The 24,243-nt window shown below is 72.6% G+C and carries 27 protein-coding genes; 17 read left to right on the top strand and 10 right to left on the bottom strand.

The window, feature by feature from the left end; translation table 11 throughout:
- Both C569_RS0121740 and C569_RS0121735 read left to right on the top strand, forming a co-directional pair.
- Positions 1 to 2,259 (top strand): ATP-binding protein (locus tag C569_RS0121740; RefSeq protein WP_018787867.1); only part of this gene is annotated, 2,259 nt, incomplete at its 5' end.
- Positions 2,256 to 2,813: a two-component system response regulator gene (locus tag C569_RS0121735; RefSeq protein WP_018787866.1), complete on the top strand. Its 558-nt coding sequence runs from the start codon at positions 2,256 to 2,258 to the stop codon at positions 2,811 to 2,813. The genes C569_RS0121740 and C569_RS0121735, both read left to right, overlap by 4 nt.
- 163 nt (positions 2,814 to 2,976) lie before the next feature.
- On the opposite strand, the gene C569_RS0121730 is transcribed toward C569_RS0121735, so the two are convergent.
- Positions 2,977 to 3,309 (bottom strand): STAS domain-containing protein, encoded by a 333-nt coding sequence (locus C569_RS0121730; protein ID WP_018787865.1) that lies wholly within the window; start codon positions 3,307 to 3,309, stop codon positions 2,977 to 2,979.
- Between the two features lie 146 nt (positions 3,310 to 3,455).
- Between C569_RS0121730 and hemL the strand changes: the two genes are divergently transcribed.
- From hemL to ccsB, 6 genes are read left to right on the top strand one after another with little or no spacing between them, the layout of a single operon-like run.
- Positions 3,456 to 4,793, top strand: coding sequence for a glutamate-1-semialdehyde 2,1-aminomutase (gene hemL / locus C569_RS0121725; RefSeq protein WP_018787864.1), 1,338 nt, complete (start codon positions 3,456 to 3,458; stop codon positions 4,791 to 4,793).
- A gap of 3 nt (positions 4,794 to 4,796) precedes the next feature.
- Positions 4,797 to 5,444 carry a histidine phosphatase family protein gene (locus tag C569_RS0121720; RefSeq protein WP_018787863.1) on the top strand — a complete coding sequence of 216 codons (648 nt, stop codon included), beginning with the start codon at positions 4,797 to 4,799 and terminating at the stop codon, positions 5,442 to 5,444.
- The gene (locus C569_RS0121715; protein ID WP_018787862.1) at positions 5,444 to 6,019 is read left to right on the top strand and encodes a TlpA disulfide reductase family protein; all 576 of its coding nucleotides are present in this window, start codon (positions 5,444 to 5,446) and stop codon (positions 6,017 to 6,019) included. The genes C569_RS0121720 and C569_RS0121715 overlap by 1 nt, the downstream gene beginning before the upstream one ends.
- Positions 6,019 to 6,921 carry a cytochrome c biogenesis CcdA family protein gene (locus C569_RS0121710; protein ID WP_018787861.1) on the top strand — a complete coding sequence of 301 codons (903 nt, stop codon included), beginning with the start codon at positions 6,019 to 6,021 and terminating at the stop codon, positions 6,919 to 6,921. Before C569_RS0121715 ends, C569_RS0121710 begins: the two co-directional genes overlap by 1 nt.
- On the top strand, positions 6,921 to 8,537 hold the full coding sequence (locus tag C569_RS0121705) for a cytochrome c biogenesis protein ResB (RefSeq protein WP_018787860.1): 1,617 nt from the start codon (positions 6,921 to 6,923) through the stop codon (positions 8,535 to 8,537). The genes C569_RS0121710 and C569_RS0121705 overlap by 1 nt, the downstream gene beginning before the upstream one ends.
- Complete coding sequence (gene ccsB / locus C569_RS0121700) at positions 8,537 to 9,508, top strand: c-type cytochrome biogenesis protein CcsB (protein ID WP_018787859.1); 972 nt, start codon at positions 8,537 to 8,539, stop codon at positions 9,506 to 9,508. Before C569_RS0121705 ends, ccsB begins: the two co-directional genes overlap by 1 nt.
- Here the strand turns inward: ccsB and C569_RS0121695 are convergent.
- Together C569_RS0121695 and C569_RS0121690 are read right to left on the bottom strand one after the other, a co-directional pair.
- Entirely contained in the window at positions 9,474 to 9,698 is a 225-nt protein-coding gene (locus C569_RS0121695; protein WP_018787858.1) for a hypothetical protein, read from the bottom strand. The two genes, ccsB and C569_RS0121695, sit on opposite strands and share 35 nt — an antisense overlap.
- A 44-nt stretch (positions 9,699 to 9,742) precedes the next feature.
- Complete coding sequence (locus C569_RS0121690; protein WP_018787857.1) at positions 9,743 to 10,213, bottom strand: MarR family winged helix-turn-helix transcriptional regulator; 471 nt, start codon at positions 10,211 to 10,213, stop codon at positions 9,743 to 9,745.
- Between the two features lie 63 nt (positions 10,214 to 10,276).
- On the opposite strand from C569_RS0121690, the gene C569_RS0121685 reads away from it, so the two are divergent.
- The 3 genes from C569_RS0121685 (at position 10,277) to mqnP (ending at position 13,287) form a co-directional block, all read left to right on the top strand.
- Positions 10,277 to 10,831, top strand: a complete 555-nt coding sequence (locus tag C569_RS0121685) for a carboxymuconolactone decarboxylase family protein (protein ID WP_018787856.1) — start codon at positions 10,277 to 10,279, stop codon at positions 10,829 to 10,831.
- A 93-nt stretch (positions 10,832 to 10,924) separates the two neighbouring features.
- Positions 10,925 to 12,382 carry a menaquinone biosynthesis decarboxylase gene (locus C569_RS0121680; RefSeq protein WP_018787855.1) on the top strand — a complete coding sequence of 486 codons (1,458 nt, stop codon included), beginning with the start codon at positions 10,925 to 10,927 and terminating at the stop codon, positions 12,380 to 12,382.
- Positions 12,382 to 13,287: a menaquinone biosynthesis prenyltransferase MqnP gene (mqnP, locus tag C569_RS0121675; RefSeq protein ID WP_018787854.1), complete on the top strand. Its 906-nt coding sequence runs from the start codon at positions 12,382 to 12,384 to the stop codon at positions 13,285 to 13,287. The genes C569_RS0121680 and mqnP overlap by 1 nt, the downstream gene beginning before the upstream one ends.
- 37 nt (positions 13,288 to 13,324) lie before the next feature.
- Here mqnP and C569_RS0121670 read toward each other — a convergent pair whose 3' ends face one another.
- Positions 13,325 to 14,311, bottom strand: coding sequence for a terpene synthase (locus C569_RS0121670; RefSeq protein ID WP_231394858.1), 987 nt, complete (start codon positions 14,309 to 14,311; stop codon positions 13,325 to 13,327).
- A 122-nt stretch (positions 14,312 to 14,433) separates the two neighbouring features.
- Between C569_RS0121670 and C569_RS0121665 the strand changes: the two genes are divergently transcribed.
- Positions 14,434 to 15,078, top strand: coding sequence for a UbiX family flavin prenyltransferase (locus tag C569_RS0121665; RefSeq protein ID WP_026268468.1), 645 nt, complete (start codon positions 14,434 to 14,436; stop codon positions 15,076 to 15,078).
- A gap of 57 nt (positions 15,079 to 15,135) precedes the next feature.
- On the opposite strand, the gene C569_RS0121660 is transcribed toward C569_RS0121665, so the two are convergent.
- Entirely contained in the window at positions 15,136 to 15,402 is a 267-nt protein-coding gene (locus C569_RS0121660; RefSeq protein ID WP_013473529.1) for a BldC family transcriptional regulator, read from the bottom strand.
- A 257-nt stretch (positions 15,403 to 15,659) separates the two neighbouring features.
- Here C569_RS0121660 and C569_RS0121655 point away from each other — a divergent pair, with 257 nt between their 5' ends.
- The 3 genes from C569_RS0121655 to C569_RS0121645 are packed head-to-tail and all read left to right on the top strand — an operon-like array spanning position 15,660 to position 17,976.
- Positions 15,660 to 16,118, top strand: a complete 459-nt coding sequence (locus tag C569_RS0121655; RefSeq protein WP_018787850.1) for an Lrp/AsnC family transcriptional regulator — start codon at positions 15,660 to 15,662, stop codon at positions 16,116 to 16,118.
- A 42-nt stretch (positions 16,119 to 16,160) separates the two neighbouring features.
- Positions 16,161 to 16,871, top strand: coding sequence for an SDR family oxidoreductase (locus C569_RS0121650; protein WP_026268467.1), 711 nt, complete (start codon positions 16,161 to 16,163; stop codon positions 16,869 to 16,871).
- 10 nt (positions 16,872 to 16,881) lie between these two features.
- On the top strand, positions 16,882 to 17,976 hold the full coding sequence (locus C569_RS0121645; protein ID WP_018787848.1) for a PLP-dependent cysteine synthase family protein: 1,095 nt from the start codon (positions 16,882 to 16,884) through the stop codon (positions 17,974 to 17,976).
- Positions 17,977 to 17,985: 9 nt separating this feature from the next.
- Here C569_RS0121645 and C569_RS0121640 read toward each other — a convergent pair whose 3' ends face one another.
- From C569_RS0121640 to C569_RS0121630, 3 genes are all read right to left on the bottom strand, one after another.
- Positions 17,986 to 18,603 carry a putative glycolipid-binding domain-containing protein gene (locus C569_RS0121640; RefSeq protein WP_018787847.1) on the bottom strand — a complete coding sequence of 206 codons (618 nt, stop codon included), beginning with the start codon at positions 18,601 to 18,603 and terminating at the stop codon, positions 17,986 to 17,988.
- Positions 18,604 to 18,700: 97 nt separating this feature from the next.
- Positions 18,701 to 18,916 (bottom strand): AlpA family transcriptional regulator, encoded by a 216-nt coding sequence (locus C569_RS30740; RefSeq protein ID WP_018787846.1) that lies wholly within the window; start codon positions 18,914 to 18,916, stop codon positions 18,701 to 18,703.
- 365 nt (positions 18,917 to 19,281) lie between these two features.
- Positions 19,282 to 19,491: an AlpA family transcriptional regulator gene (locus C569_RS0121630; protein ID WP_036346491.1), complete on the bottom strand. Its 210-nt coding sequence runs from the start codon at positions 19,489 to 19,491 to the stop codon at positions 19,282 to 19,284.
- 203 nt (positions 19,492 to 19,694) lie between these two features.
- Between C569_RS0121630 and C569_RS0121625 the strand changes: the two genes are divergently transcribed.
- Together C569_RS0121625 and C569_RS33320 are read left to right on the top strand one after the other, a co-directional pair.
- On the top strand, positions 19,695 to 19,946 hold the full coding sequence (locus tag C569_RS0121625) for a hypothetical protein (RefSeq protein WP_018787844.1): 252 nt from the start codon (positions 19,695 to 19,697) through the stop codon (positions 19,944 to 19,946).
- Positions 19,939 to 20,160: a hypothetical protein gene (locus C569_RS33320; protein WP_091046437.1), complete on the top strand. Its 222-nt coding sequence runs from the start codon at positions 19,939 to 19,941 to the stop codon at positions 20,158 to 20,160. The genes C569_RS0121625 and C569_RS33320 overlap by 8 nt, the downstream gene beginning before the upstream one ends.
- Before the next feature lie 76 nt (positions 20,161 to 20,236).
- Here the strand turns inward: C569_RS33320 and C569_RS0121620 are convergent, their stop codons facing one another.
- The gene (locus tag C569_RS0121620; protein WP_018787843.1) at positions 20,237 to 22,180 is read right to left on the bottom strand and encodes a DEAD/DEAH box helicase; all 1,944 of its coding nucleotides are present in this window, start codon (positions 22,178 to 22,180) and stop codon (positions 20,237 to 20,239) included.
- A gap of 189 nt (positions 22,181 to 22,369) precedes the next feature.
- A complete protein-coding gene (locus C569_RS0121615) occupies positions 22,370 to 24,163 on the bottom strand; it encodes a hypothetical protein (protein ID WP_026268466.1) in 1,794 nt (597 codons plus the stop codon).
- Positions 24,164 to 24,243: the final 80 nt, after the last annotated feature.

Here is a 24,243-nt window from a genome sequence, read left to right as displayed (position 1 = left end):
GTCAACACGATGGTGGACCAGCTGTCGTCGTTCGCCGACGAGGTGACCCGGGTGGCCCGCGAGGTGGGCACCGAGGGCAAGCTGGGCGGTCAGGCCCAGGTCAAGGGCGTGTCCGGTACGTGGCGTGACCTGACCGAGAACGTCAACCAGCTCGCCTCGACCCTGACCACGCAGTTGCGCGCGATCGCGCAGGTCTCCACGTCGGTGACCCGTGGCGACCTGACCCAGCGGATCAACGTGAAGGCGCAGGGCGAGGTCGCCGAGCTGAAGGACAACATCAACCAGATGATCGTCACCCTCCGGGAGACGACCAAGAAGAACGCCGAGCAGGGCTGGCTCGACTCGAACCTGGCCCGGATCGGTGGTCTGCTCCAGGGGCAGCGCGACCTGGGCGAGGTCTGCCGGATGATCATGCAGGAGGTGACCCCGCTGGTGGACGCGCAACTCGGCGCGTTCTTCCTGGCGGACAGCTCCGAGGGCAGCATGCGGCTGCGGCTCACCGCCTCCTACGGGTACGTGGCACGCGGCCACGACGTCACGTTCGGCCCGGGTGAGGGGCTGGTCGGGCAGGCCGCCCTGTCGCGCCGGACGATCCGGGTCAAGGCGCAGCCGGACGGCCGCCTCGTCGTACGGTCCGGGTTGGCCGACACGCCTCCGGCCGACCTGGTGGTCCTGCCCGTCCAGTTCGAGGGCGAGCTGCTCGGCGTGATCGAGTTCGCCGGCGTGGCCACGTTCTCCGAGCTGCACCTGGCGTTCCTGGAGCGGCTGGTGCTCACCATCGGCGTCGCGGTCAACACCATCCAGGCCAACCGGCGTACGGAGGAGCTGCTGGCGCAGTCGCAGCGGCTGGCGCACGAGATGCAGGACCAGTCGGCCGAGTTGCAGCGAACGAACGCCGAGCTGGAGGACAAGGCGAAGCTGCTGTCCGAGCAGAAGGCCAACATCGAGACGCAGAACCGGGAGATCGAGCTGGCCCGCCTCGGCCTGGAGGAGAAGGCGCAGCAGCTCACCCGCGCGTCGGCGTACAAGTCGGAGTTCCTGGCGAACATGAGCCACGAGCTGCGTACGCCGCTGAACTCGCTGCTCCTGCTGGCCCGGCTGCTGGCCGAGAACCCGGAGCGCAACCTCAGCGCGAAGCAGATCGAGTTCGCCCGGACCATCCACGGCGCCGGGTCCGACCTGCTGTCGCTGATCGACGACATCCTCGACCTGTCCAAGATCGAGGCGGGCCGGATGGACGTGGAGCCCACCGAGATCCAGTTCGCCGAGATCCGCGGCTACGTCGAGCAGGCGTTCGCGCCGCAGGCCGAGGAGAAGGGCCTGGACTTCCAGGTGCGGGTCAGCCGCGACCTGCCGCCCGCGCTGGTCACCGACGCCCAGCGGTTGCAGCAGATCCTGCGCAACCTGCTGTCGAACGCGGTGAAGTTCACCGACAACGGCGCGGTGACGCTGCGGATCGGCCCGGCGGCCGACAACGCCGTCTTCGACGTGCCCGCGCTGACGAACGCGCAGCGGGTGATCGCGTTCACCGTGATCGACACCGGCATCGGAATCTCCGACGACAAGCTGTCGCTGATCTTCGAGGCGTTCCAGCAGGCGGACGGCACCACCAGCCGGCGTTACGGCGGCACCGGCCTCGGGCTGTCCATCAGCCGGGACCTGGCCCGCCTGCTCGGCGGCACGATCACCGTCTCGTCCGCGCCCGGTCAGGGTTCGACGTTCACGCTCTTCGTACCCGATGTGCTGGCACCGGACGCGGTGGTGGCACCGGCGCCGCCGTCGCCGAGCCGCGCGGGCCTGCCGTCGTCGCTGCTCATGCCCATGGAGCTGCCGCAGCCGCAGGAGACGCCCGCCACCCGCCGCCTGGACGGCGTGACCGTGCTGATCATCGACGACGACGTGCGGAACGTGTTCGCGCTGACGTCCGCGTTGGAACTGCACGGGATGACCGTGTTGTACTCGGACAACGGGGCGGACGGCGTCCGCCAGCTCGCCGAGCACCCGGAGGTGGACATCGTCCTGATGGACGCCATGATGCCGGACCAGGACGGGTACGAGACGACCGCGCAGATCCGCCGCAACCACCGGTTCGCGGACCTGCCGATCGTGTTCCTGACCGCGAAGGCGATGCCCGGTGACCGGGAGTCGGCGCTCAGCGCCGGCGGCAGCGACTACATCACCAAGCCGGTGGACCTGGACGAGCTGATCGAACTGATGGCGTCCTGGATCGGCCGGAGCCGAGGCGAGGAGAACGCGTGACGCAGACGGCCAAGGCCCTGCTGGTGGACGACCGGCGGGAGAACCTGATGGCACTGGAGGCGATCCTCCAGGGTCTCCCGGTGCAGTCGGTCGCGGTGGAGAGCGGCGAGGCGGCGCTCAAGCAGCTCCTGGTGGACGACTTCGCGGTGATCCTGTTGGACGCCCAGATGCCGGACATGGACGGGTTCGAGACCGCCACCCACATCAAGCGGCGTGAGCGTACCCGGCACGTACCGATCATCTTCCTGACCGCCGCGGACAAGGACGCCCAGCTCGCGCTGCGCGGTTACGCGGCCGGTGCGGTCGACTACCTGACCAAGCCGTTCGACCCGTGGGTGCTGCGGGCCAAGGTGACGGTCTTCGTCGACCTGTGGGTGAAGACGCGGCAGCTCGCCGCCCAGTCGGACCTGGTGCGGGAGCGCGACCTCCAGTGGCGGCACCTGACCGACGCGGTGGACGAGGCCACGGCGCTGCTGCGCGCCGACGACGACCCGTCGACCCGGGAACGCGCGGTTCAGCTGCTGGAGCAGGCGCGCTGGGGCAACACCCGCTGACGGTTCAGCCGCCGGCCGGGCCGCCGTGCCCGGTCGCGCGTCGGCCGCCTGGGTGGTGCTGGCGGTCTGCGGGCTGCTCGGGCAGTCGGCGCGGTGCTGGAGCTGGACCAGTGGCTGCGACGCGGGGCCGCACGTGCAGGATCGCGGGGAGGAAGCGGCGGGGCTACGGGGTGGCTTCGTTGCGGATCATCAGGGCGCTGCGGAGGCCGGTGATGTCCAGGACGCGGATCAGGAAGTCGCCGACGTTGGTGAGGATCAGCAGGCACTGGGTGTGACTGGCCTTGCGGCTGAGCACCACGAGCGTGCCGAGACCCTGCGAGTCGCAGAACGTGACTCCGCCCAGGTCGAGCACGATGCGCGGGGGCGGATCCGTCAGCACCTCGTTGACCACCGTCGAGAGCTGGGCGGCCGTGAGCATGTCGATCTCACCGGCCAGGCGAAGCACTGCTTCGTCACCCGTCCGGTGTACGGTGATGGACAGCTCGGCACGATCCACCCGGTCAGCCTATCGCGATCTCGACCGGCGGGCCTGTCGAGCGGATCGCCGTCGGCCCGTCGCGCCGCTCAGGCGGGTGAGCCTGGTAACCCCCGTCGCGGGGTGGCTGCCGGGCAGCACTCCGGCGCTGACACAATGGCCTCATCGTGACCGAGACGCATTCCGCCGGATCCGGCCGCTACCCGGCCGACGCCCCGGCCTCCGAGGCCCTGTTCGACCGCGCCAAGGCCGTCGTGCCCGGTGGGGTCAACTCTCCCGTGCGCGCGTTCCGTGCCGTCGGCGGCACCCCGCGCTTCATGGTGCGGGGGGAGGGTCCGTGGCTCTTCGACGCCGACGGTCGTCGCTACGTCGACCTGGTCTGCTCCTGGGGCCCGCTGATCCTCGGCCACGCGCACCCGGCCGTGGTGGAGGCGCTGCGTGCGGCGGCAGGGCTCGGCACCAGCTTCGGCACCCCGACGCCGGGCGAGGTCGACCTGGCCGAGGAGATCATCGCGCGGACGCCCGTGGAGCAGGTCCGCCTGGTCAACTCCGGCACCGAGGCGACCATGTCGGCGATCCGGCTGGCCCGCGGCTTCACCGGCCGGTCCAAGATCATCAAGTTCTCCGGCTGCTACCACGGCCACTCCGACGCGCTGCTCGCCGCGGCCGGCTCCGGCGTGGCCACGTTCGGCCTGCCCGACTCGCCCGGCGTGACCGGCGCGGCGGCCGGCGACACCATCGTGCTGCCGTACAACGACCTGCGCGCGGTCGAGGAGGCGTTCGCCGCCGAGGGGCAGCACATCGCCGCGATCATCACCGAGGCCGCCGCCGGCAACATGGGCGTCATCGCGCCCCGCGACGGTTTCAACGCCGAGCTGGCCCGGATCGCACACGCCAACGGCGCACTGCTCATCGTCGACGAGGTGATGACCGGGTTCCGGGTCTCCCGCGCCGGGTGGCACGGCCTCGACCCGTCGGACGCGGACCTGTGGACGTACGGGAAGGTCATGGGTGGCGGCCTGCCCGCCGCGGCGTTCGGCGGGCGCGCGGAGATCATGGCGAAGCTCGCCCCGGCCGGCCCGGTCTACCAGGCGGGCACGCTGTCCGGTAACCCGCTGGCCTGCGCGGCCGGGCTGGCCACGCTGCGGCTGGCCGACGACGCGCTCTACCGGCGGCTCGACGAGACCGCCGCCACGCTGGGCAAGCTGACCACCGAGGCACTGTCCGAGGCGGGCGTGCCGCACCGGCTCTCCACCGCGGGCAACATGTTCTCGGTCTTCTTCACCGACGCGGACGTGCACGACTACGACAGCGCCCGCACCCAGGTGGTGCCGGCGTTCAAGACGTTCTTCCACGCGATGCTCGCCGGCGGCGTCTACCTGCCGCCGAGCGCGTTCGAATCGTGGTTCGTCTCGGCCGCGATCGACGACGCGGCGTGGGAGCAGATCGCCGCCGCACTGCCGGTGGCGGCGCGGGCGGCGGCAGCGGCAGGAAGCGGGGGGTAACTAATGGCGGAGACCGTGGTACACGTGCTGCGGCACGGCGAGGTGCACAACCCGGACGGCGTCCTCTACGGCCGGATGCCCGGGTTCCGCCTCTCCGAGCTGGGCGTGCAGATGGCCAAGGCGGCAGCGCAGGCGCTCGCCGACCGGACCGTGGTGCACGTCGTGGCCAGCCCGCTGGAGCGCGCCCAGCAGACCGCCGAGCCGATCGCGGCGCAGTTCGGCCTCTCCGTCGGCGTCGACGAGCGGCTGATCGAGAGCGCGAACTGGTTCGAGGGCAAGAAGGTCTCGCCCGGTGACGGCTCGTTCCGCGACCCGCGCAACTGGTGGGTGCTGCGCGACCCGATGACCCCGTCCTGGGGGGAGGCGTACCGGGCCATCGCCGAGCGCATGTTCGCCGCCCTGCACGCCGCCCGGGTCGCCGCCGAGGGGCGGGAGGCGGTGCTCGTGTCGCACCAGCTCCCGATCTGGACGCTGCGCCGGCACGTCGAACGCAAGCGACTCTGGCACGACCCGCGCCGCCGCCAGTGCGGTCTGGCCAGCCTCACCTCGTTCCACTTCGACGGCGCCAAGATCGTCGGAATCGGGTACTCCGAGCCGGCGGCCCACCTCGTGTCGATCTCGCCGACCGCCCGGACGGCCAAGGGGGCCTGATGCTCACCCGGAGGATCGCTGCCGCCCTGCTCGCCGCCGTGACCGCCGGTACGGCGCTGGTCGGCTGCTCCTCCGGCACCCAGGAGAGCCGGTGCGCGGCCGACGGCTCGACCGTCACCTGCGCTCCCGACCAGCGCTCCAAGACGCCGAAGGTGAGCGGTGAACTGCTCACCGGCGGCAGCTACGACATCTCCCGCGACCGCGGGCAGGCCGTCGTGGTCAACTTCTGGGGCTCCTGGTGCGCGCCCTGCCGCGCCGAGGCGGACGACCTGGAGGCCACCTACCAGGCCACCAAGGGCTCCGGCGTGACGTTCCTCGGCATCAACGTGCAGGACAGCAAGGACAAGGCGATCGCCTTCGAGGAGGGCCGGGTCACGTACCCGAGCATCTTCGACCCGGCCAGCCGGCAGGCGCTGAACTTCGACATCCCGCCGAACACCACCCCGGCCACCGTCGTGCTCGACCGCGAGGGCCGGATCGCCGTCGTGATCCGCCGGGCCGTCACCCGCGACGAACTGCGGCCGATCGTCGAGGAGATCGCCGCCGAGGCGCCGCCGCCGAACGGCGCCCGCTGATGGGCGAGACGTTCCGCCAGCTCGCCGAGTCCGGCCCGCTGCTGCTCGCGGTCGGTGCGGCGACACTGGCCGGACTGGTCAGCTTCCTGTCCCCGTGCGTGCTCCCGCTGATGCCCGGCTACCTGTCGTACGTGACGGGTTTGGCCGGCTCCGACCTGGAAGGTGCAAGGAAGGGCCCCCTGTTAACGCCTCCGGTAGAGGAAGGGCCCCCTATTAACACCGCCGCCAGCGCAGGCGGCGCAGGCGGCGCAGGCGGCGCAGGCGGCGCGGGCGGCGGCGTGAGCGTCGCCGAGCGGGCGGCGCCGCAGCGGACCACCGCCGCCGTCAAGGGCCGGGTGCTCGCCGGCACGCTGCTGTTCATCGCCGGCTTCACAGTCGTGTTCGTCGCCACCGCGATTCTCTTCTCCGGCGTCGGCAAGCTCTTCTTCCGGTACGAGCGCACGCTGGAGATCGTCATCGGTGTGCTCGTGGTGGTGCTCGGCCTCGGCTACCTGGGTGTGATCCCCGGGATGCAGCGCGAGTTCCGTATCCGCTGGCTGCCCGCCGCCGGGCTGCTCGGCGCGCCGGTGCTCGGCGCGGTATTCGCGCTCAGTTGGCTGCCCTGCACCGGCCCGACGCTCGGGGCGGTGCTCGGCATGGCGGCCACCGAGGGCGGGACCGACCGGGCCGTGCTGCTCGCCGTGGCGTACTGCCTCGGGTTGGGGATACCGTTCGTCGTCTTCGGGCTGGGCTTCCAGCGCCTGCTCGGGGTGTTCCGCGCCGTCCGGCGCAACAGCCGCTGGGTCACCCGGATCGGCGGCGCGCTGCTGATCGCGATCGGCCTGGCGCTGATCACCGGCGGCTGGGTGAACGTGGTGATCTGGCTGCAGACGAACGTGGGCGTGGGCGAGGTGAGCATCTGATGACGACCGTGGACGATCGGCCGTCGACCCCACCCGCACAGGCGCCCCGGCGGGTCAACCCGGTGCTGGCCCTGCTGCGCAACTCGTGGCGGCAACTCACCAGCATGCGTACGGCGCTGATCCTGCTGTTCCTGCTCGCCGTCGCGGCCATCCCCGGCTCGGTGCTGCCGCAGCGCGGCGTCAACCCGGAACGGGTCGACCAGTGGTTCGTCGACCACCCCGATCTGGCGCTGCGGCTCGACCGGATCGGCGCGTTCGAGGTCTTCGGGTCGGTCTGGTTCTCCGCGATCTACCTGCTGCTGTTCACCTCGCTGATCGGCTGCATCCTGCCCCGGGCCCGGGACCACGTCCGCGCGCTGCGGATGAAGCCGCCGGCCGCGCCGAAGCGGTTCGCCCGGCTGCCCCAGCACGCCGTGCTGGAGGCTCCGGCCGCCGCCGATCCGGAGGCGATCGCGGCGGTGCTGCGCCGCCGCCGCTGGCGGGTCGTCGTGCGCGGCAACGAGGTCTCCGCCGAGAAGGGCTACCTCAAGGAAACCGGCAACCTGCTGTTCCACGTGTCGCTGGTCGCCGTCCTGCTCGGGGTGGCGCTCGGTTCCTGGTACGGCTGGCACGGCAACCGCATCCTGGTCGCCGGCGCGGACAACGCGTTCTGCAACACCCGCCAGCAGTACGCCGAGGCGTCGCTCGGCCCGCGCGTGGACAGCTCCGACCTGCCGCCGTTCTGCCTGACGCTGGAGAAGTTCGAGGCCGACTACCTGCCGTCCGGGCTGGCGTCCCGCTACTGGGCCACGGTGACCGTGGACGAGCCCGGCGGCGCGGAACGGACCGCCGGGTTCTCGGTCAACTCGCCGCTTCGGCTCGGCTCGGCGAACGTCTACCTGCTCGGCAACGGCTACGCGCCGGTGCTGAGGTACACCGACAAGTACGGCCGGAGTCAGACCAGCCGGACCCCGTTCCTGCGAACCGGCGACTCGAACGCGACCGAGGAGGGCGTGGCGATCTTCCCGGACGCCAACGTCGACCCGGCGACCGGCGTCCGCGCCGCCGACCAGCAGATCGCCTTCGACGGGTTTTACCTGCCCACCGTGCCGGCCGAGGGCCCTCCCGTCCGCTCCGCCTGGCCCGAGGAACGAGATCCGGCGGTGAACCTGCTCGCGTACCGGGGCAACCTCGGGCTGGACGCGGGCATCCCCGGCTCGGTTTACGAGCTGGACAAGCGGCAGCTCGACGACGGCAAGCTCAAGGAGATCGGCACCAAGCTGCTGCGGCCGGGGGAGAAGTGGACCCTGGACGACGGCAGCACGCTGGAGTTCGTCGGCACCGAGCCGTACATCACGATCTCGGTGCGGCACGCACCCGGGCAGACGCTGCTGCTGGTGGCCAGTGGGACGCTGCTGTTGGGCCTGATGGGCTCGCTGTTCGCCCGGCGGCGCCGGGTCTGGTTCCGGGTTCCGCCCCCCGAGGGTGGATCTCCGACGGGCGGTAGTAGTTTGGTGGAGGCCGGTGGGCTGCCGCGCACCGAGCACCCAGGGTTCGCCGACGAGTTCGCGCAGCTCGTCGCCGCGGTGAGCGGCGACGCGCCGGACGCGCGGCGGGCGCGAGAAGGAGACGAGTGATGGTCGCACTCTCCGACCAGTTGGTCACGTTCGCGATCCTGGCGTACCTGATCGCGATGATCAGCCACGCCGTGGAGTTCGCGCTGGGCAACGCGCGGAGGGTGCCGGCGGCCGCACCGGCGCGGGAGCTGGTCGGCGCGGGTGTCGGCGGCGGCGTGATCGACGAGCCGGTCGTCCCGGCCGCGCCGCAGCGTCCGGACCGCTCCGCCGCGCGGGCCGTGCTGGCCGGCCGGATCGCCGCCTGGCTCATCGTGCTGGGCGCCGCGCTGCACCTGGGCGCCGTGGTCACCCGGGGCCTGGCCGCCGACCGGATGCCCTGGGGCAACATGTACGAGTTCGTGCTGACCGGCACCTGGATCGGGGTGGCGGCCTGGCTCGTGGTGCTCTGGAAGCAGCCGGGGTTGCGCCGGCTCGGGCTGTTCCTGACGCTTGTCATGGTGCTGCTGCTGGCGTTCGCCGAGCTGAAGCTCTACGTGCAGGTCGAGCCGCTGATGCCGGCGCTGCAGTCGTGGTGGTTCATCATCCACGTCTCGACGATCATCTTCGCCTCGGGCATCTTCCTGCTGGGCGTGGTGCCCGCCGCCGCGTACCTGATGCGGAACGGCTGGGAGCAGGGCCGGCGCAGCTTCCCGTACACCCTGGCCCGCCGCCTCCCGGCGGCGGCCGGGCTGGAGCGGCTGACCTTCACGCTGCACGCCTTCTCGTTCCCGGTCTTCACGTTCGCGGTGATCGCGGGCGCGATCTGGGCCGAGGCGGCCTGGGGCCGCGCCTGGGGCTGGGACCCGAAGGAGACCTGGGCGTTCATCTCCTGGGTGGTGTACGCGGGCTACCTGCACGCCCGGGCCACGCCGAGCGTGAAGCGCAACGTGGCCACCTGGATCGCCATCGTGGGCTTCCTGACCGTGATGATGAACCTGTTCGGGGTGAACTTCTTCTTCACCGGTCTGCACTCGTACGCCGGGGTGGAGTGACCGGGCGAGCGCTGAGCACCTCGTCCACCCGGCGCGTGACCTGGTAGGCCACCTCCGGCAGGTCGGCCAGTTCGAGGCGGTCCGCCCGCAGCGCGAACTGGGCGTGCAGCTCGCGGGCCACCGCGTCGCGGATCTCGGCCTGGAGCTGGCTCAGGCCGTCCGGGTCACCCACCACGTACGCGTCGTCCATCCGCCGATGATGACCCGCGCCGGGTGAGGCTGTCAGTGACGAAGTCATCCGCCGAACCAGCCGGGCACGTCCAGGCGGAACACGTCGGCGGGAACCATCCGGCGCAGGTCGTCCTCGATGGCGGCGATCCGGTCCGCGCCGAGCGTGGCCGCCCATTGATCGCGCAACTCGTCGAAGACGGCTGCCGAGCGGTGCAGCCCGTCGCGGCCCTTCGCGGTCATCCGTACGAGCTTGCGGCGGGCGTCGGCGGGGTCGTCCACGCGTTCCAGGTAGCCGAGCGCGACCAGCCGGTCCACCGTCTTGCCCGCGGCCTGCTTGGAGACGCCGAGGCGTTGCCCGAGGTCGGAGGCGGTGGTGCCGGCCGGGCCGACGGACTGGAGGACGAAGCCGTGGGCCGGGCGCAGTTCGGGGTGCCCCTGCCGGGCCAACTCGGCGTGCAGGTCGTCGACGAGCGTACGGAAGCCGGCGAGCAGGAGCAGCGGCAGCGCGAAGCCGGGGCGGTCAGGCGTTGCCATGTTCGACAACCACGTTTACTGTTTCGTCAACCACGTTGACCATCTTACGAGAGGGGCCCTGTCATGTCCCGCTTCATCGCGTACGAGCCGGACACCGCGCCCGCCGCCGCCCGCCCGGTCATGGCCGGCGTACGCCGCATGCTGGGCCACCTGCCCGCCGCCGTGCGCCTGATGGCCGGCTCGCCCGAACTGCTCAAGGGTTTCCTCGCCGCCAACGCCGCGTTCGAGGCCACCGACCTGGACCCGGTCGCCCGGGAGGTGGTCGTGCTGACGGTCGCCACCCGCAACGGCTGCCACCTCTGCGTCGCCATGCACACCGCGACGCTCGTCCGGCACGCCGCCGCGCCCGAGCTGATCGAGGCGCTGCGGACCGGCGCGACGCTGCCCGACCCCCGGCTGGAGGCGCTGCGCCGGTTCACCGTCGCCGTCCTCGACCACCGGGGCGCGGTCCCCGACGCCGACCTGGACGCGCTGCTCGCCGCCGGATGGCAGCCCCGGCACGCGCTGGACGTGGTGCTCGGCGTCGGCACGTACACGATCTCCACGTTCGCGAACCGGCTCACCGGGGCCCCGCTCGACGAGCCGCTGATGGCGTACGCCTGGACGCCCGCGGCCTGAGCTGCGGATGTTAAGAAGGGGCCCTTCCTCTACCGGAGGCGTTAAAAGGGGGCCCGTCCTTACCTCCGCAGGAGGGTACGGGAGGATGGTGGTATGGCGGCTCGCTTCCCGTACACCGATCTGAAGGACTTCCTCGCGGCGCTGGAGCGTGCGGGCGAGCTGCGGCGGGTGAGCGCGCCGGTCGACCCCACGCTGGAGATCAGCGAGGTCGTCACCCGCACCGTCCGGGCCGGTGGGCCGGCACTGCTGTTCGAACGGCCCACCCGGGGCGAGATGCCGGTGGCGATCAACCTGTTCGGCACCGAGAAGCGGATGGCGATGGCGCTCGGGGTGGAGCACCTCGACGAGATCGGCGAGCGGATCGGCGACATGCTCAAGCCGGAGCTTCCGCAGGGCTTCTCCGGGATGATGGGCGGCCTGGGCAAGGTCATGCAGCTCAAGTCGATGCCGCCGAAGAAGGTCAAGACCGCCCCCTGCCAGCAGGTGGTCTACCGGGGCGACGACGTCGACCTGAACCGGCTGCCCGGGTTGCAGGTGTGGCCCGGTGACGGGGGGATCTTCCACAACTTCGGGCTGACCCACACCAAGCACCCGGAGACCGGCAAGCGCAACCTCGGGCTCTACCGGCTCCAGCAGCACTCGCACAACACCATCGGCATGCACTGGCAGATCCACAAGAACTCCACCGCGCACCACGCGGTCGCCGAGCGGCTCGGCCAGCGGCTGCCGGTGGCGATCGCGATCGGTGCCGACCCGGTGGTGGCGTACTCGGCCAGCGCGCCGCTTCCCGCCGACATCGACGAGTACCTGTTCGCCGGGTTCCTCGCCGGTGAGCGGGTCGAGATGGTGGACTGCCTGACCGTCCCGTTGCAGGTGCCGGCGCACGCGCAGATCGTGCTGGAGGGCTACATCGAGCCGGGCGAGCGCCTGCCCGAGGGCCCGTTCGGCGACCACACCGGCTTCTACACGCCCGTCGAGCCGTTCCCGGTGATGCACGTCGAGTGCATGACCATGCAGCGTGACCCGGTCTACCACTCGATCGTCACGTCCCAGCCGCCGCAGGAGGACCACGGCCTCGGCAAGGCCACCGAGCGGATCTTCGCGCCGCTGCTGCGCTTCCTGATCCCGGACATCGTCGACTACGACCTGCCCGCCGCCGGGGTCTTCCACAACTGCGCGATCGTGTCGATCCGCAAGCGCTACCCGAAGCACGCGCAGAAGGTCATGAACGCGATCTGGGGCGCGCACATGATGTCGCTGACCAAGCTGATCGTGATCGTCGACGAGGACTGCGACGTGCACGACTACAACGAGGTCGCGTTCCGCGCCTTCGGCAACGTCGACTACGCCCGTGACCTGATGGTCACCGAAGGGCCGGTGGACCACCTCGACCACGCCTCGTACCAGCAGTTCTGGGGTGGCAAGGCGGGCATCGACGCGACCCGCAAGCTGCCCGAGGAGGGCTACACCCGGGGCTGGCCGGAGGAGATGCGGATGTCGCCCGAGGTGGTCTCGCTGGTCGACAAGCGCTGGAAGGAATACGGGATCTGATGACGGCGGCAGTACAGGAACGACCCGGCCGGGTCGCGTCCTTCCTCAAGCTCGTCGCCATCGAGCACTCGATCTTCGCGCTGCCGTTCGCGTACCTGTCGGCGCTGACCGCCATGCAGCTCGACGGTGGCCGGGTGCACTGGGGAGACCTGCTGCTGATCACCGTGGCGATGGTCGGCGCGCGGACGTTCGCCATGGCCGCGAACCGGATCCTCGACCGGCGGATCGACGCGCGGAACCCGCGTACCGCGAACCGGGAACTGGTCACCGGCGCGGTGAGCGTGCGGACGGCCTGGACCGGCGCGGCCGTCGCGCTCGTGGTGTTCCTGGCCGCCGCCGCCCTGCTCAACCCGCTCTGCCTGGTGCTCGCGCCGCTCGCCGTGGTGCCGCTCGTGGTCTACCCGTACGGCAAGCGGTTCACCAACTGGCCGCACGCCATCCTCGGGGTGGCCCAGGCGGTCGGCCCGGTCGGCGCCTGGCTGGCGGTCACCGGCACGTTCGAGGGGTCCGGCCCGGCCTGGCTGCTCGGTGTCGCGGTCGGCCTCTGGATCGGCGGCTTCGACCTGATCTACGCCTGCCAGGACTCGGAGATCGACCGGGAGATCGGGGTGCACAGCGTCCCCGCCCGGTACGGCCGCCGCTTCGCGCTGCACGCCTCCACGGTCGCCCACGTGGTGACGTTCGCGTTGTTCATCTGGTTCGGCGCGTGGGTCGGCTTCGGCTGGCTGTGGTGGATCGGGCTGGCGCTCACCGCTGTCGCCTTCGCCTACCAGCACATGGTGGTCAGCCCCACCGACCTGAGCAAGGTCAACCGGGCGTTCTTCACCGCCAACGGCTTCGTCGGCATCGCGCTGTTCGTCCTCGCGCTGCTCGACCTGGTGATCCGGCTCGGCCTGCGGCCCTGAGCCGGAACACCGGAGCGCCGGAGCGCCGGGCGCCGGATCAGGTCGCCGCGGCGACCGGGTAGCGGGCGCTCTCCAGCGTCCAGTCGACGGTGCCTCGCACGGCGGCGGCCAGCCCGTCGAGATGGGAGGCGACGGCGTCGTCGAGCGTCGGGCCGAACGACGGCGCCGCCGCCCGGAGCACCACGAACCGGTCCATCTCGGCACGCCAGTGCCCGGCCACCAGGTCGACCGCCGCCGCTAGTGGCACACCTCGTTCGGCGGCCGTCGCGAGCACCAGATTGTGCCCGCCGCCGGTGGCCCGGTCGTGCTCCAGCGAGGCGATGTCGTTGAACCAGGACAGCAGGTCGTTGGCGAGGGCGGCGAGCCGCCGCAGCGCCGGATGGTGGTAGACCGCGTCGGGCAGCGCACGCCCGGACGCGAACTCGATCAGCGGGTACGACACGTATGCCGCCGACGTGGCCCGGCGCAGCCGCACGTACTCGGCGACGCCCGGTGGACGGCCGGACGTGGTGGCGGTGGCCTCCCGGTACACCCCGTCGAGGTGGTCGGCGACCGCGTCGGCGAACCGCAGCCGCCAGCGGGCCGGCATCCGGCGGCGCGGCTCGCGCCACGCCTGCACCAGCAGCCGGCGCAGCGGGCCGGAGAAGCCCGGATGGCGGGCGCGCGGACCCTCGCGCAGCAATGCGAGCGCGCCGTCGCGCAGCGTGCGGATCTGCGGCGGGGTCAGCCCGTCCCGCCCGTCGCAGGCGTCGTCGACGAGGAAGAACCAGGTGAACAACGCGGTCAGCACGCGCAGGTCCGCCTCGGTGGCGTCCGGGTAGAGGCGGCCGGCGTACCGGGCGAAACCGGCCCGGGCCAGCCGACGCCGCTTCGCCGGGTCAGCCGGCAGGCCGAGCCGGTCGACCTGCTCCACCAGCCAGCCCTGCACGTCGTCCGCGTACGGGGAGAGGCGGGGCGGGATGGGGCAGCCGGAGCGGAGGCTCCGCAGCACCGCCGCCGTCATCACCGGCCCTTCCGTGGACATTTATCGCCGAGCGAAGAATTTCACGTCGCGGGAAGTTCCGCGAACCCGCCGGACATCCCGGGCGTGCCGCCCGAACGGGGGGTCGTCGTCCGCCACCCGCGACGACCAGGCACGCTTGAGGCATGCGTGAACCATGGGTGGTGGGGGTCTCCGGCGCGTCCGGGACGCCGTACGCGGCGGCTGTCGTCCGGGGCCTGCTCGACGCGGGCCAGGCGGTGGACCTGGTCGTCTCCCGGGCGGCCCGGCTGACAGTGCTGGACGAGACCGGCCGGCCCTTCCGGGACGCACACTGGACCGAGGACCTGGCTGCCTGGCTCGACCGCGACCTCACCGGCGCGGACCTGCGGCACTGGCCCGCCGGTGACCTGGCCGCGGGCCCCAGCAGCGGCTCCTACCCGGTACGCGGCATGGCGGTGGTGCCCGCCAGCACCGCCGCGTGCGCCGGCATCGCCATCGGGCTGTCGAAGGATCTGCTCCAGCGCGCCGCCGAGGTGAACCTCAAGGAGCGCCGCCCCGTCGTCGTGGTGCCCCGGGAGACGCCGGTCACCCGCAGTCACCTGGAACACCTCATCGCGCTGCACGACGCGGGCGCGGTGGTGCTGCCGGCCAGTCCCGGCTTCTACGGTGCCGGTGCGGCGGCGTCCGCCGGGCAGCTCGTGGACTTCGTGGCCGGGAAGGTGCTCGACGCGCTCGGCGTCGAGCACACGCTGTTCCGGCGGTGGTCCGGCGAACTGGCCGCCGGTCGCCGGGAGACGGATCCGGACTGACGGACCCGGTTGCCGGCGTACGGGGCGCGGCCCTCGGCCGGACCGCGCCCCGTACGTTCAGTACATGCCGGCGTTGGCCGGTCCGGGGCCGGTGGAAGCGGTCGGGCCCATGTTGCGGGCCTTGCCCATGTCCTCCGCCTCGTCCAGCATGCCCTCCCCCTCGAGCAGGGCCCGCACCTCGGATTCCCGAAACCGGCGGTGCCCTCCTGGAGTCCGGATACTGCCGATCCGGCCGGCCGCTGCCCATCTGGTCACGGTCTTCGGGTCCACCCGAAAAAGCGCAGCGACCTCACCCGGTGTCAGCAGGCGATCTCCAGTGTCCACAGCCCCCTCCTCGCGTCGACGAAGCCCCCGGCTGAACACACTGCCCCCGGCCGGTGCGAGCCCAGAGCCGTCATGAGGGACGTATGGCAATTACAGCACCGGCTACCGGACGTGTCCGCCAAACGCGAAAAACGCACACACTGGGAAGGTTAGGAAATGGTACCGGCGGAGAACCCCCGTGATCGTACGTTTGTGCAGGGTTGATCCACGGGTACCGACAGTGTTCCGTGCCCGACAAACGGATAGGGTCACTCTCCGTGGACACGATCGACCTGAGCCTCGTGGAGCTGTTGCGGGGCAACGCCCGTCTGTCGTACGCCGAGCTGGCCCGTCAGGTCGGCCTCTCCGCCCCGGCCGTGCACGAGCGGGTCGGCAAGCTGGAGTCCAGCGGCGTGATCCGGGCGTACCGGGCCGAGGTCGAGCCGGAGTCGATCGGGCTCGGCGTGACGGCGCTCATCGGGATCATCGAGGACTCCGACGCGGACACCGACGACGTGCTGGAGTCGTTCCGCCGCATCCCCGAGATCGAGTCCTGCTACTTCATGGCCGGTGTCGAGTCCTTCCTGCTCAAGGCGCGGGTCGGCACGATCGCCGAGCTGGAGCAGTTGATCGTCCGGCTGAACCGGACGGCCGGTGTGGCGTCCACCCGCACCAGCATCGCCCTGTCGACCAAGTGGGAGAACCGCCCGCAGCCGCTGGAACCACCCACCGCCTGACGCCTCTGGCCCAGGGCCGGGGGTTGCGGTTACCGTGCGCCGATGACGAGCGCGGGACGCGGTGCCGCAGTGGTGACCGGAGCGGCCGGCGGGCTGGGACGGGCGATCGCCACCGCGCTGCACACCGACGGCTGGAACGTGCTGCTCACCGACACCGACGCCGGGGCCGTGGCGGCTGCCGCCGCGCCGCTGGGTGGCTGGTCCCGCCCGCTCGACGTACGCGACGAATCCGCATGCGCGGAGGTCGCCGCCGAGGCGGCGGCCGCGCCCGGCGGCCTCGGGCTCTGGGTGAACAACGCGGGCGTCCTGGTCACCGGCCCGTCCTGGGCGCACGACGCCCGGACCCGCCGCGCGCTGGTCGAGGTGAACGCGCTCGGCGCGATGAACGGCACGCTCGCCGCCGTCGCGGTGATGCGGGAGCAGGGCCGCGGCCACGTACTCAACGTCGTCTCCCTGGCCGGGCTGATCGCCGCACCGGGCGAGACGGTGTACGCGGCCAGCAAGCACGCCCTGCTCGCGTTCAGCCTCGGCATCCTGAGCGACCTGCGGATGGCCGGTGTCCGGGGCGTACACGTGTCGTGTCTGTGCCCGGACGGGATCTGGACGCCGATGCTGCACGACAAGCTGGACGACCCGGGAGCGCTGGCGTCGTTCACCGGCTCGCTGCTCACGCCGGAGCGGGTGGCCGCGCGGGCCGGTCAGCGGCGGCAGGCCCGCCGGGTCCGGGAGAACCCGAGCCCACCTCGCTTGTAACGTTGCCGACGTGACTCATCTCGACCGGTGCGACGAGGCCAGCCGGCGCTGGGTGACCGAGGCGATCGCCACCGTCGAGGCGGACGCCAACCGTTCCGCCGACACCCACCTGCTGCCCTTCCCGCTGCCCCGCGAGTGGGGGATCGACCTCTACCTCAAGGACGAGTCGGTGCACCCCACCGGCTCGCTGAAGCACCGGCTGGCCCGCTCGCTGTTCCTCTACGGCCTCTGCAACGGCTGGATCGGCCCGGACACCACGATCGTCGAGGCGTCGTCCGGCTCGACGGCGGTCTCCGAGGCGTACTTCGCCCGGATGCTCGGCCTGCCGTTCATCGCGGTCATGCCCGCCTCCACGTCGCCGGAGAAGATCGCCCAGATCGAGTTCCAGGGCGGGCGCTGCCACCTGGTGGACGACCCGTCGAAGGTCGTTGTGGAGGCGCGCTGGCTCGCCGAGGACAGCGGCGGCCGGTTCATGGACCAGTTCACCTACGCCGAGCGGGCCACCGACTGGCGGGGCAACAACAACATCGCCGAGTCGATCTACGCCCAGCTCGCGCTGGAACGGCACCCGGTGCCCGCCTGGATCGTGGTCGGCGCCGGCACCGGCGGCACCAGCGCCACCATCGGCCGGTACGCCCGCTACCGGCGGCTGCCCACCAAGCTCTGCGTGGTTGACCCGGAGAACTCCGCGTTCTACCCCGCCTGGCAGGCCGGTGACTGGTCGGTGCGCACCGGCCGCGGCTCCCGGATCGAGGGCATCGGGCGGCCCACCGTCGAGGCGTCCTTCCTGCCCAGCGTGGTGGACCGGATGGTGCAGGTGCCGGACGCCGCGTCGCTCGCCGCGATGCGGGCTGGCTCGGCGGTGCTCGGCCGCCGGGTGGGCGGCTCCACCGGCACCAACCTGTGGGGCGCGTTCGGGCTGATCGCGCAGATGCGCGCGGCCGGGCGTACCGGTTCGGTGGTCACGCTGATCTGCGACCCGGGCGACCGGTACGGCGACACCTACTACTCCGACGAGTGGGTGGCCACGCAGGGCCTCGACCTCGCCCCGCACCTCGCCACCATCGACCGGTTCCTGACCGAAGGCGCCTGGCCGGCGGCGTGAGCCGGGTGGTCAGAGCGGGTCGGCCCGCTCGGCCAGCCCCGGGTAGCGCACCACGAAACCGTCCGGGTCGACCTCCAGGTCGGCGGTGAACGTGCCGCTCGCGAACCGGACCCGGCCCGGACCCAGCGAGGTGTAGACCTGCTCGGCGGGCACCACGGCCAAGCCGGGCAGCAGCACCCAGGCCACAGTCACGGCGGTCGCCAGGTCGGCGGGTAGCCGCCCCAGCCCGATCCGCCGGATCGGCAGCGTGTTCGTCAACAGGGAACCGCCCAGGTCGACGTCGAGCGCCTCGGCCAGCCGCCCCGGGTCGTCGGTGCCCGGCAGGCCCGCCGGTGGATGGCCCGCCGCGCTCAGCGCCGCGTCCAGGTCACCCTCCTCGCCGGTACGCACGCGCCACCCGTCCCGGCCCCGCTCCAGGCGTACGCTCCGCGACCAGCCCGCGCCCTCGGACTCGACCTCCAGCCGGTTCGTCGACCAGTCCGGCCCGACGCTGAGGCGGTACCGGCACGTGTACGGGATCGGATCGACGGCGAGCGCCACACCCTGCGCGGTGAGCCCTGGGCCGTCGAGCACGACGTGCTCGGAGCCGGCGGTGTCGGTCCGGGTCCAGAAGAGCGACTTCGGCATGGACCGGACGTTACGCGACCCGGCGGGGCCCGTACGGGCGTGGTCGTCTCACCCGCCGAAAGGAGTCGGGAGACGTACTGGTCATGCCTCGTCGGGCCTACTCGTCGTCGTCCGCTGCCCGGGGCTGTCGGTACTCGCGGATGTACTCCTCGACGTCGCGCTTCAACCAGACCGCGCCTACCGACAGTTCTTGATACGGCGCGGGGAATGCGGGGTGCCGCCGGATCTCGCGGAACCTCGACCTGCCCACGCCGAGCATCTTCAAGATCTCACCGGCCGCGACAAGTTCGCCCGGTCCCGTCTCCTTGGTCACGACTTCGAAGGTAGGAGCGGACTGACCCGACTATGGCGACGCGAACAAATGACCCCACCTACGTTGGCCCGCCGATATTGGCACGAGGTAAGCCGAGGGGCGCCCCAACGCCTTGGTGCCCCTCGCGAATCGGGCTTGGATCCCGCAGGGGCCGTGGACCTGATGCAGGGGAGGGTGGCGGGTTGGTTGCCGGCCGCCAGCAAGGACGAGTGCGACCTGCGGCAGGCTCGCAACTGCCGGCAGGTCTGGCTGGTCGCCGATGAACCGTCGAACTGGGCAGACCTTGGAGGAGCAGCCGCAGTCGTAGTGATTGACGGAGCCCTCGGGCTCGTCTGAGGGTGGCCACGGGAGGCGGGCCGTGGGGCCTACTCGTCGTCGTCCGCTGCCCGGGGCTGTCGGTACTCGCGGATGTACTTCTCGACGTCGGAGCGCAGCCACACCGAACCGCCGATCAGTGTCTGGAACGGCGCGGGGAAATGGGGCATCAGGACGATCTGCCGGAACCGTGAACGGCTCACGCCCAGCATCGCCTGAATCTCAGCCGCTCCGACGAGCGGGCCCGGAACCTCGCCCATGACCATGAAGGTAGGCACCGTCGGGCCTACCCATTAGGGCCTGCCCTAAAGGGCCTGCCATTTAAAACACCTGCCCTATAGGGCGTGCCATGGTTGACAGGGGGTATTCGCCGGGGTGCGATGGATCAGGCCCCCCGTCCGGTGGCGAGTTTCGCGGCGGGCGGGGGTGCCACCTGGAAGCCGACCCATGCAGGAGGCCCCGAGTGACCCAGCGCCACGCTCCGCTGAAACCCCTGTGGGTCTGTACGGCAGACCTGCTCAACTGGCCGTGCGAGAACGCCAAGGTCGAGTTGGTCGCTGACTACGAGCACGACCGACGCCACCTCGCCGTCGATCTGGCTGCCCTGATGCGGCAGGCAACCGATGACCTGACCAGGCTCCACTCCGAGCCGCCGGACCCCGCCGAGATGCACATCCGGTTCCTGGGCTGGCTGCGGTCGGTGCGCAATGTCTGACCCGATCGGCACCGGGCTGCTGCTGGCCGCCGTCATCGCCCAGGCGTTCGGCTGCTGGGTCGCCTGGTCGTGGGGCCGGTCCGCCCGGCGCAGCCTCCGGCAGACCATCGAAAAAACCATCCCGACGCCACCGCCCGACTGGCGGCCTCGTCATCGCCTGTCACTGTGGAATGAGCCGACCCGGCGGTATCCAGTCCTCACCCCGCGCAGCTAGAACGGGAGCCGACATCATCCCAGACGCACCGCCGCCGCCGAGCGGATGCTCGGCGGCGGCGGTGGGTGCGCTCAGATCAGTGGGTACGTGCCGGCGGGCGACCGCCGAAGCCGCGCCTGTCGTCCCGGCCCCGCCCCTCGGCCCGGAAACCGCCGGCCCGGCGCTCGGCCGGACGCGCGTCGCCCCGGTCAGCGAAACGCCGCTCGGCGTGCGGACGGTCGTCCTGGCGCCGGTCACCGAAGCCGCGCGAGCCACTCGGCCGGTCGTCGTACCGCCGCTCGTCGCGGTCGTACCCGTCGCGTCCGGTCGCCGGGCGCTGCCGGTCGCCGTACGGCCGGTCGGACCGCTCGCCGAATCGCCGGTCGTCGCCGCGCTGGCCGCCGAAGCGCTGGCCGCGGTCGTCGGACCGCTGCTCGCCGAAGCTCCGGCCCTCGGACCGCCGGTCAGCGAAGCGCTCGCCCCGGTCGCCGAAGCTGCGGTCGTCGCGGCGCTCCGGCCGCCCGAAGCGGCGCTCGCCGCCGGACCGCTCGCCCGAGTAGCGCTCGCCGGCCGGCCGGTCGCCGAACCGGCGGTCACCGTCGCGGTCCGCGAACCGGTCACCGGACCGCTCACCCGCGGGCCGGTCGCCGAACCGGCGCTCGCCCCGGCCGTCACGGTCGCCGAACCGGCGCTCGCCCCGGTCGGAGAAGTCGCGTCCGCCGCCGAAACCGCGTCCGCCCCGGTCGAAGCCGCGGCCGTCGCGGTCGCCGAAGCGGCGCGAGCCGCCGCCGCGTCGCGGCTCCGGCTCGTCCCGGACCGGTACGCCGCTGGGCTCACGCGCGCCGGTCAGCTCGGCCAGCGCCTCGTCGCCCGCCCGGACCCGGGTCTCGGCCGGCTCGACGCCCGCCTTCTCCATCATGGCCAGCGTGGTGCGGCGCTGCTTAGGCAGCACCAGCGTCGCCACCGCGCCCGACTCACCGGCGCGGGCCGTACGGCCGGCCCGGTGCAGGTAGTCCTTGGGGTCCTTCGGCGGGTCCACGTGCAGCACCAGCGAGACGCCGTCGACGTGGATGCCCCGGGCCGCCACGTCGGTGGCGACCAGCACGGGCGTCCGGCCCTCGCGGAACTCGGCGAGCGTCCGGGTGCGCATGCGCTGGGTCTTGCCACCGTGCAGCCCGCCGGCCCGTACGCCGACGGCCGCGAGCTGCTCGACGAGCCGGTCCACGCCGAGCTGCGTACGGGCGAACAGCATGGTGCGGCCCTCGCGGGCGGCGATGGACGCGGCGACCGCGAACTTGTCGTGCGGCGGGATCAGCAGCAGGTGGTGATCCATGGTGGACACGGCGGCGGTGGCCGGTGCGGTCGAGTGGGTGACCGGGTCGGTCATGAACCGCTTGACGAGCGCGTCGACGTCGTTGTCCAGAGTGGCCGAGAACAGCAGTCGCTGCGCGTCCGCCGGGGTCTTCGCCAGCAGCTGGGTGACCTCGGGCAGGAAGCCCATGTCGGCCATCTGGTCGGCCTCGTCCAGCACGGTGATTTCGACGTCGTCGAGGCGGCACACGCCGCGCTCGATCAGGTCGCCGAGCCGTCCCGGGGTGGCCACGATGATCTCCACGCCGCGGCGCAGCGCGTCGATCTGCCGGTCGTACGGCACACCGCCGACGGCGGTCTTCAGGAACACGCCGGCCGCCTTGCCGAGCGGCACGAGCGCGTCGTTGACCTGCATGGCCAACTCGCGGGTGGGGACCAGGACCAGGGCGCGCGGGTACAGCGGCCGGGCGCGGTTGCGGTCGGCGAGCCGTGCGATCACCGGCAGGCCGAAGGCGAGCGTCTTGCCCGAGCCGGTCTGGCCGCGGCCGAGGACGTCGCGGCCCGCGAGCGAGTCGGGCAGTGTGGCCCGCTGGATCTCGAACGGGGTGGTGATGCCCTGCCGGGCGAGCGCCTCGACGACCTGCCGGGGCAGGCCGAGCGAGGCGAAGTCGACGGTGTCGGGCGTCGGGTCGACGGACGGGGACGTGCTGGATTCAGCGAACGTGGTCAAGAAATACCTCTCGAGCGGGGCGCATCTTCGCGATGGCCCGCCGCGGCCTGTCACGCCGCCGAATCGCCCGCAAGATCGCCCATGGGCGCGCAGTCGGGGCGCGCCGGGTCAGTGATCGCAGACAAGTGTACGGCGCACTGCCGACTCCGCCACGGCAACGCGAGGAGGTAGTGGGCGGGCTCACCCCTGTCACTCGATGAGCGCGGTCCCGGTCAGCCCGCTCAGCGCGTCGTTGGCCAGGAAGACCACGAGCAGGCTGATCGCGATGAGCATGGTCATCGCGACGGCCAGCACGATGATCACCTTGGTGTTGCCGGCCCGGGCCGCCGGGCTCTCCTCGGACCAGCCCTGGGCCAGGATGTGCCCGGTCAGCGATCCCGAGTTCTCCAGCGGGTTGCCCTGCGGGAACGACACGGTGGCGAAACCGGGCCCGTCGGTCCCGCCGTACGCGGTGGTGCCGAGATCGGGGCCGGCGGGCTGCGGGCGTACCGGACGGGTCGTGTCGGCGTCGCGGGCGGGCGTGGCCGGCGGTGGCCAGGTCGGCAGCGCCGGGGCCGGCACCACGGGCGGCGGCGGTGCCGACACGGGCGCGGCGGCCCACGACGGCAGCGCACCGTCCGGCGTGCCGGGCGTGGCGGCCCGCGCGGGCGGGAACGACGGCCCGGCCGCCGGGGCGGGGAACAGCGGCGCGGGCAGCGGGCCCGGCCCGCCGGTCATCGCCGGTGGCGGCGGGAACGGCGGCGCGGGCATCGGACCCGGCGGGGGCGGTGGCGGAGGTACGGGCGGACCCGGCGGCGGCACCGGCGGCCCGGGGACCGGTGGCACCGGCCCGGGCGTGGGCTTCGGCGGGGTGGGCGCGGGGGCGGGCGCGGGCGGCGTGGGCAGGGGCGGCGTGGGCCGGAGCGGGGGCTCCGGCTCGGGCGACGGCGGCTCGGGCGAGGGCGGCGTCGGGCCGGGCACCGGGGTCGGTGCCGGCTCGGGCTCCGGGCCGTTTGGCGCCGGAGGCTGCGCGGGCTCCGGCGGCTGGACCGGCTCCGGCGGTTCCGGGTGCACCGGTCCGGCCCGGTAGACGGTGGCGGCGGCGGGCGGCGCGGCCACCACGGAGGCGGCGACCTCCTCGGCGGAGACGCGGCTCAGGCCGGGCACCGACGCGCTGGCCCGCGCGGGCGCGGGCGCGGCTGGCTCAGCGCCGGTGGGTGAAGCCGGGCGGTCGGCCGCGGAGGACGGCGGAGAATCGGTGGACTCATGCGGCAGGGAGCCGGCGGACGTGACCGGCGGGGAGCCAGCGGGCCCGGCCGACGGCGCGGTGACCGGCGTGGCCGGCGAGGACTCGACGGGCCCGGCCGCCGGGCCCCCGGTGGTTCCGGCGGGGGAGGTTGCCGAGTCGCTGCGTGGTTCGGAGGCGGTCCCGTCGGCCCGGTCCGGTGCGGTGTCGTGGTCCGGCCGGTCGTCCGGCCGGCTCCCGGCGCCGGCCGGCTCTGCGGCGCCCACAGCCGCCGAATCGGCGACGGGCGGAGCGGGCGCGGGCACGCGCGCGGAACCGGAGACGCGGGGCGCCGGGATGGCCGCGGGAGCGCTGGCGGGCGTACCCGGAGAGGCGTCGTCGTCCCCCGCCGATGCGGCGGCGGGCTCGGATGCCGTGCCGGACGGCGGGACGGCGGGCGGGGGCGTCGACTGGCGTTCTGCCACCTCGAAGGCGGACCAGCTCGACGGCGGCACGGTGGCGCCGGGAAGGCGCCGGTCCAGCGGCGGTGGGGTGTCCGCCGGGGTGCCCGCCCGGTACGTCGTGGGACCGGCCGGCGGAATCGGCAGTTCGTCACCGGCGGGCGGCGGCACGGCCGAGCCGGCGACCGACACCCGCGCCCGCGCGACGGCTACCGGCCCGGGTGTGGCCGAGCCGTGGTCGTCGTCGCCGGCCGGTTCGGCGGGGCCGGGCGTCGGTCCGGGGTGGACCCTCTCCGCCGGAACGTCCTGCTCGCCCATCTCGCCCCTCCGCACCCACGCTCGCCTCCGGCCGTGGCGCCGACCGGAAGTGCCTGGATCTCACCGTGCCATATTCCGGC

Source organism: Micromonospora sp. CNB394, from assembly GCF_000374985.1.
GTDB lineage: Bacteria > Actinomycetota > Actinomycetes > Mycobacteriales > Micromonosporaceae > Micromonospora > Micromonospora marina.
This window is presented reverse-complemented; position numbering and strand designations above follow the sequence as displayed.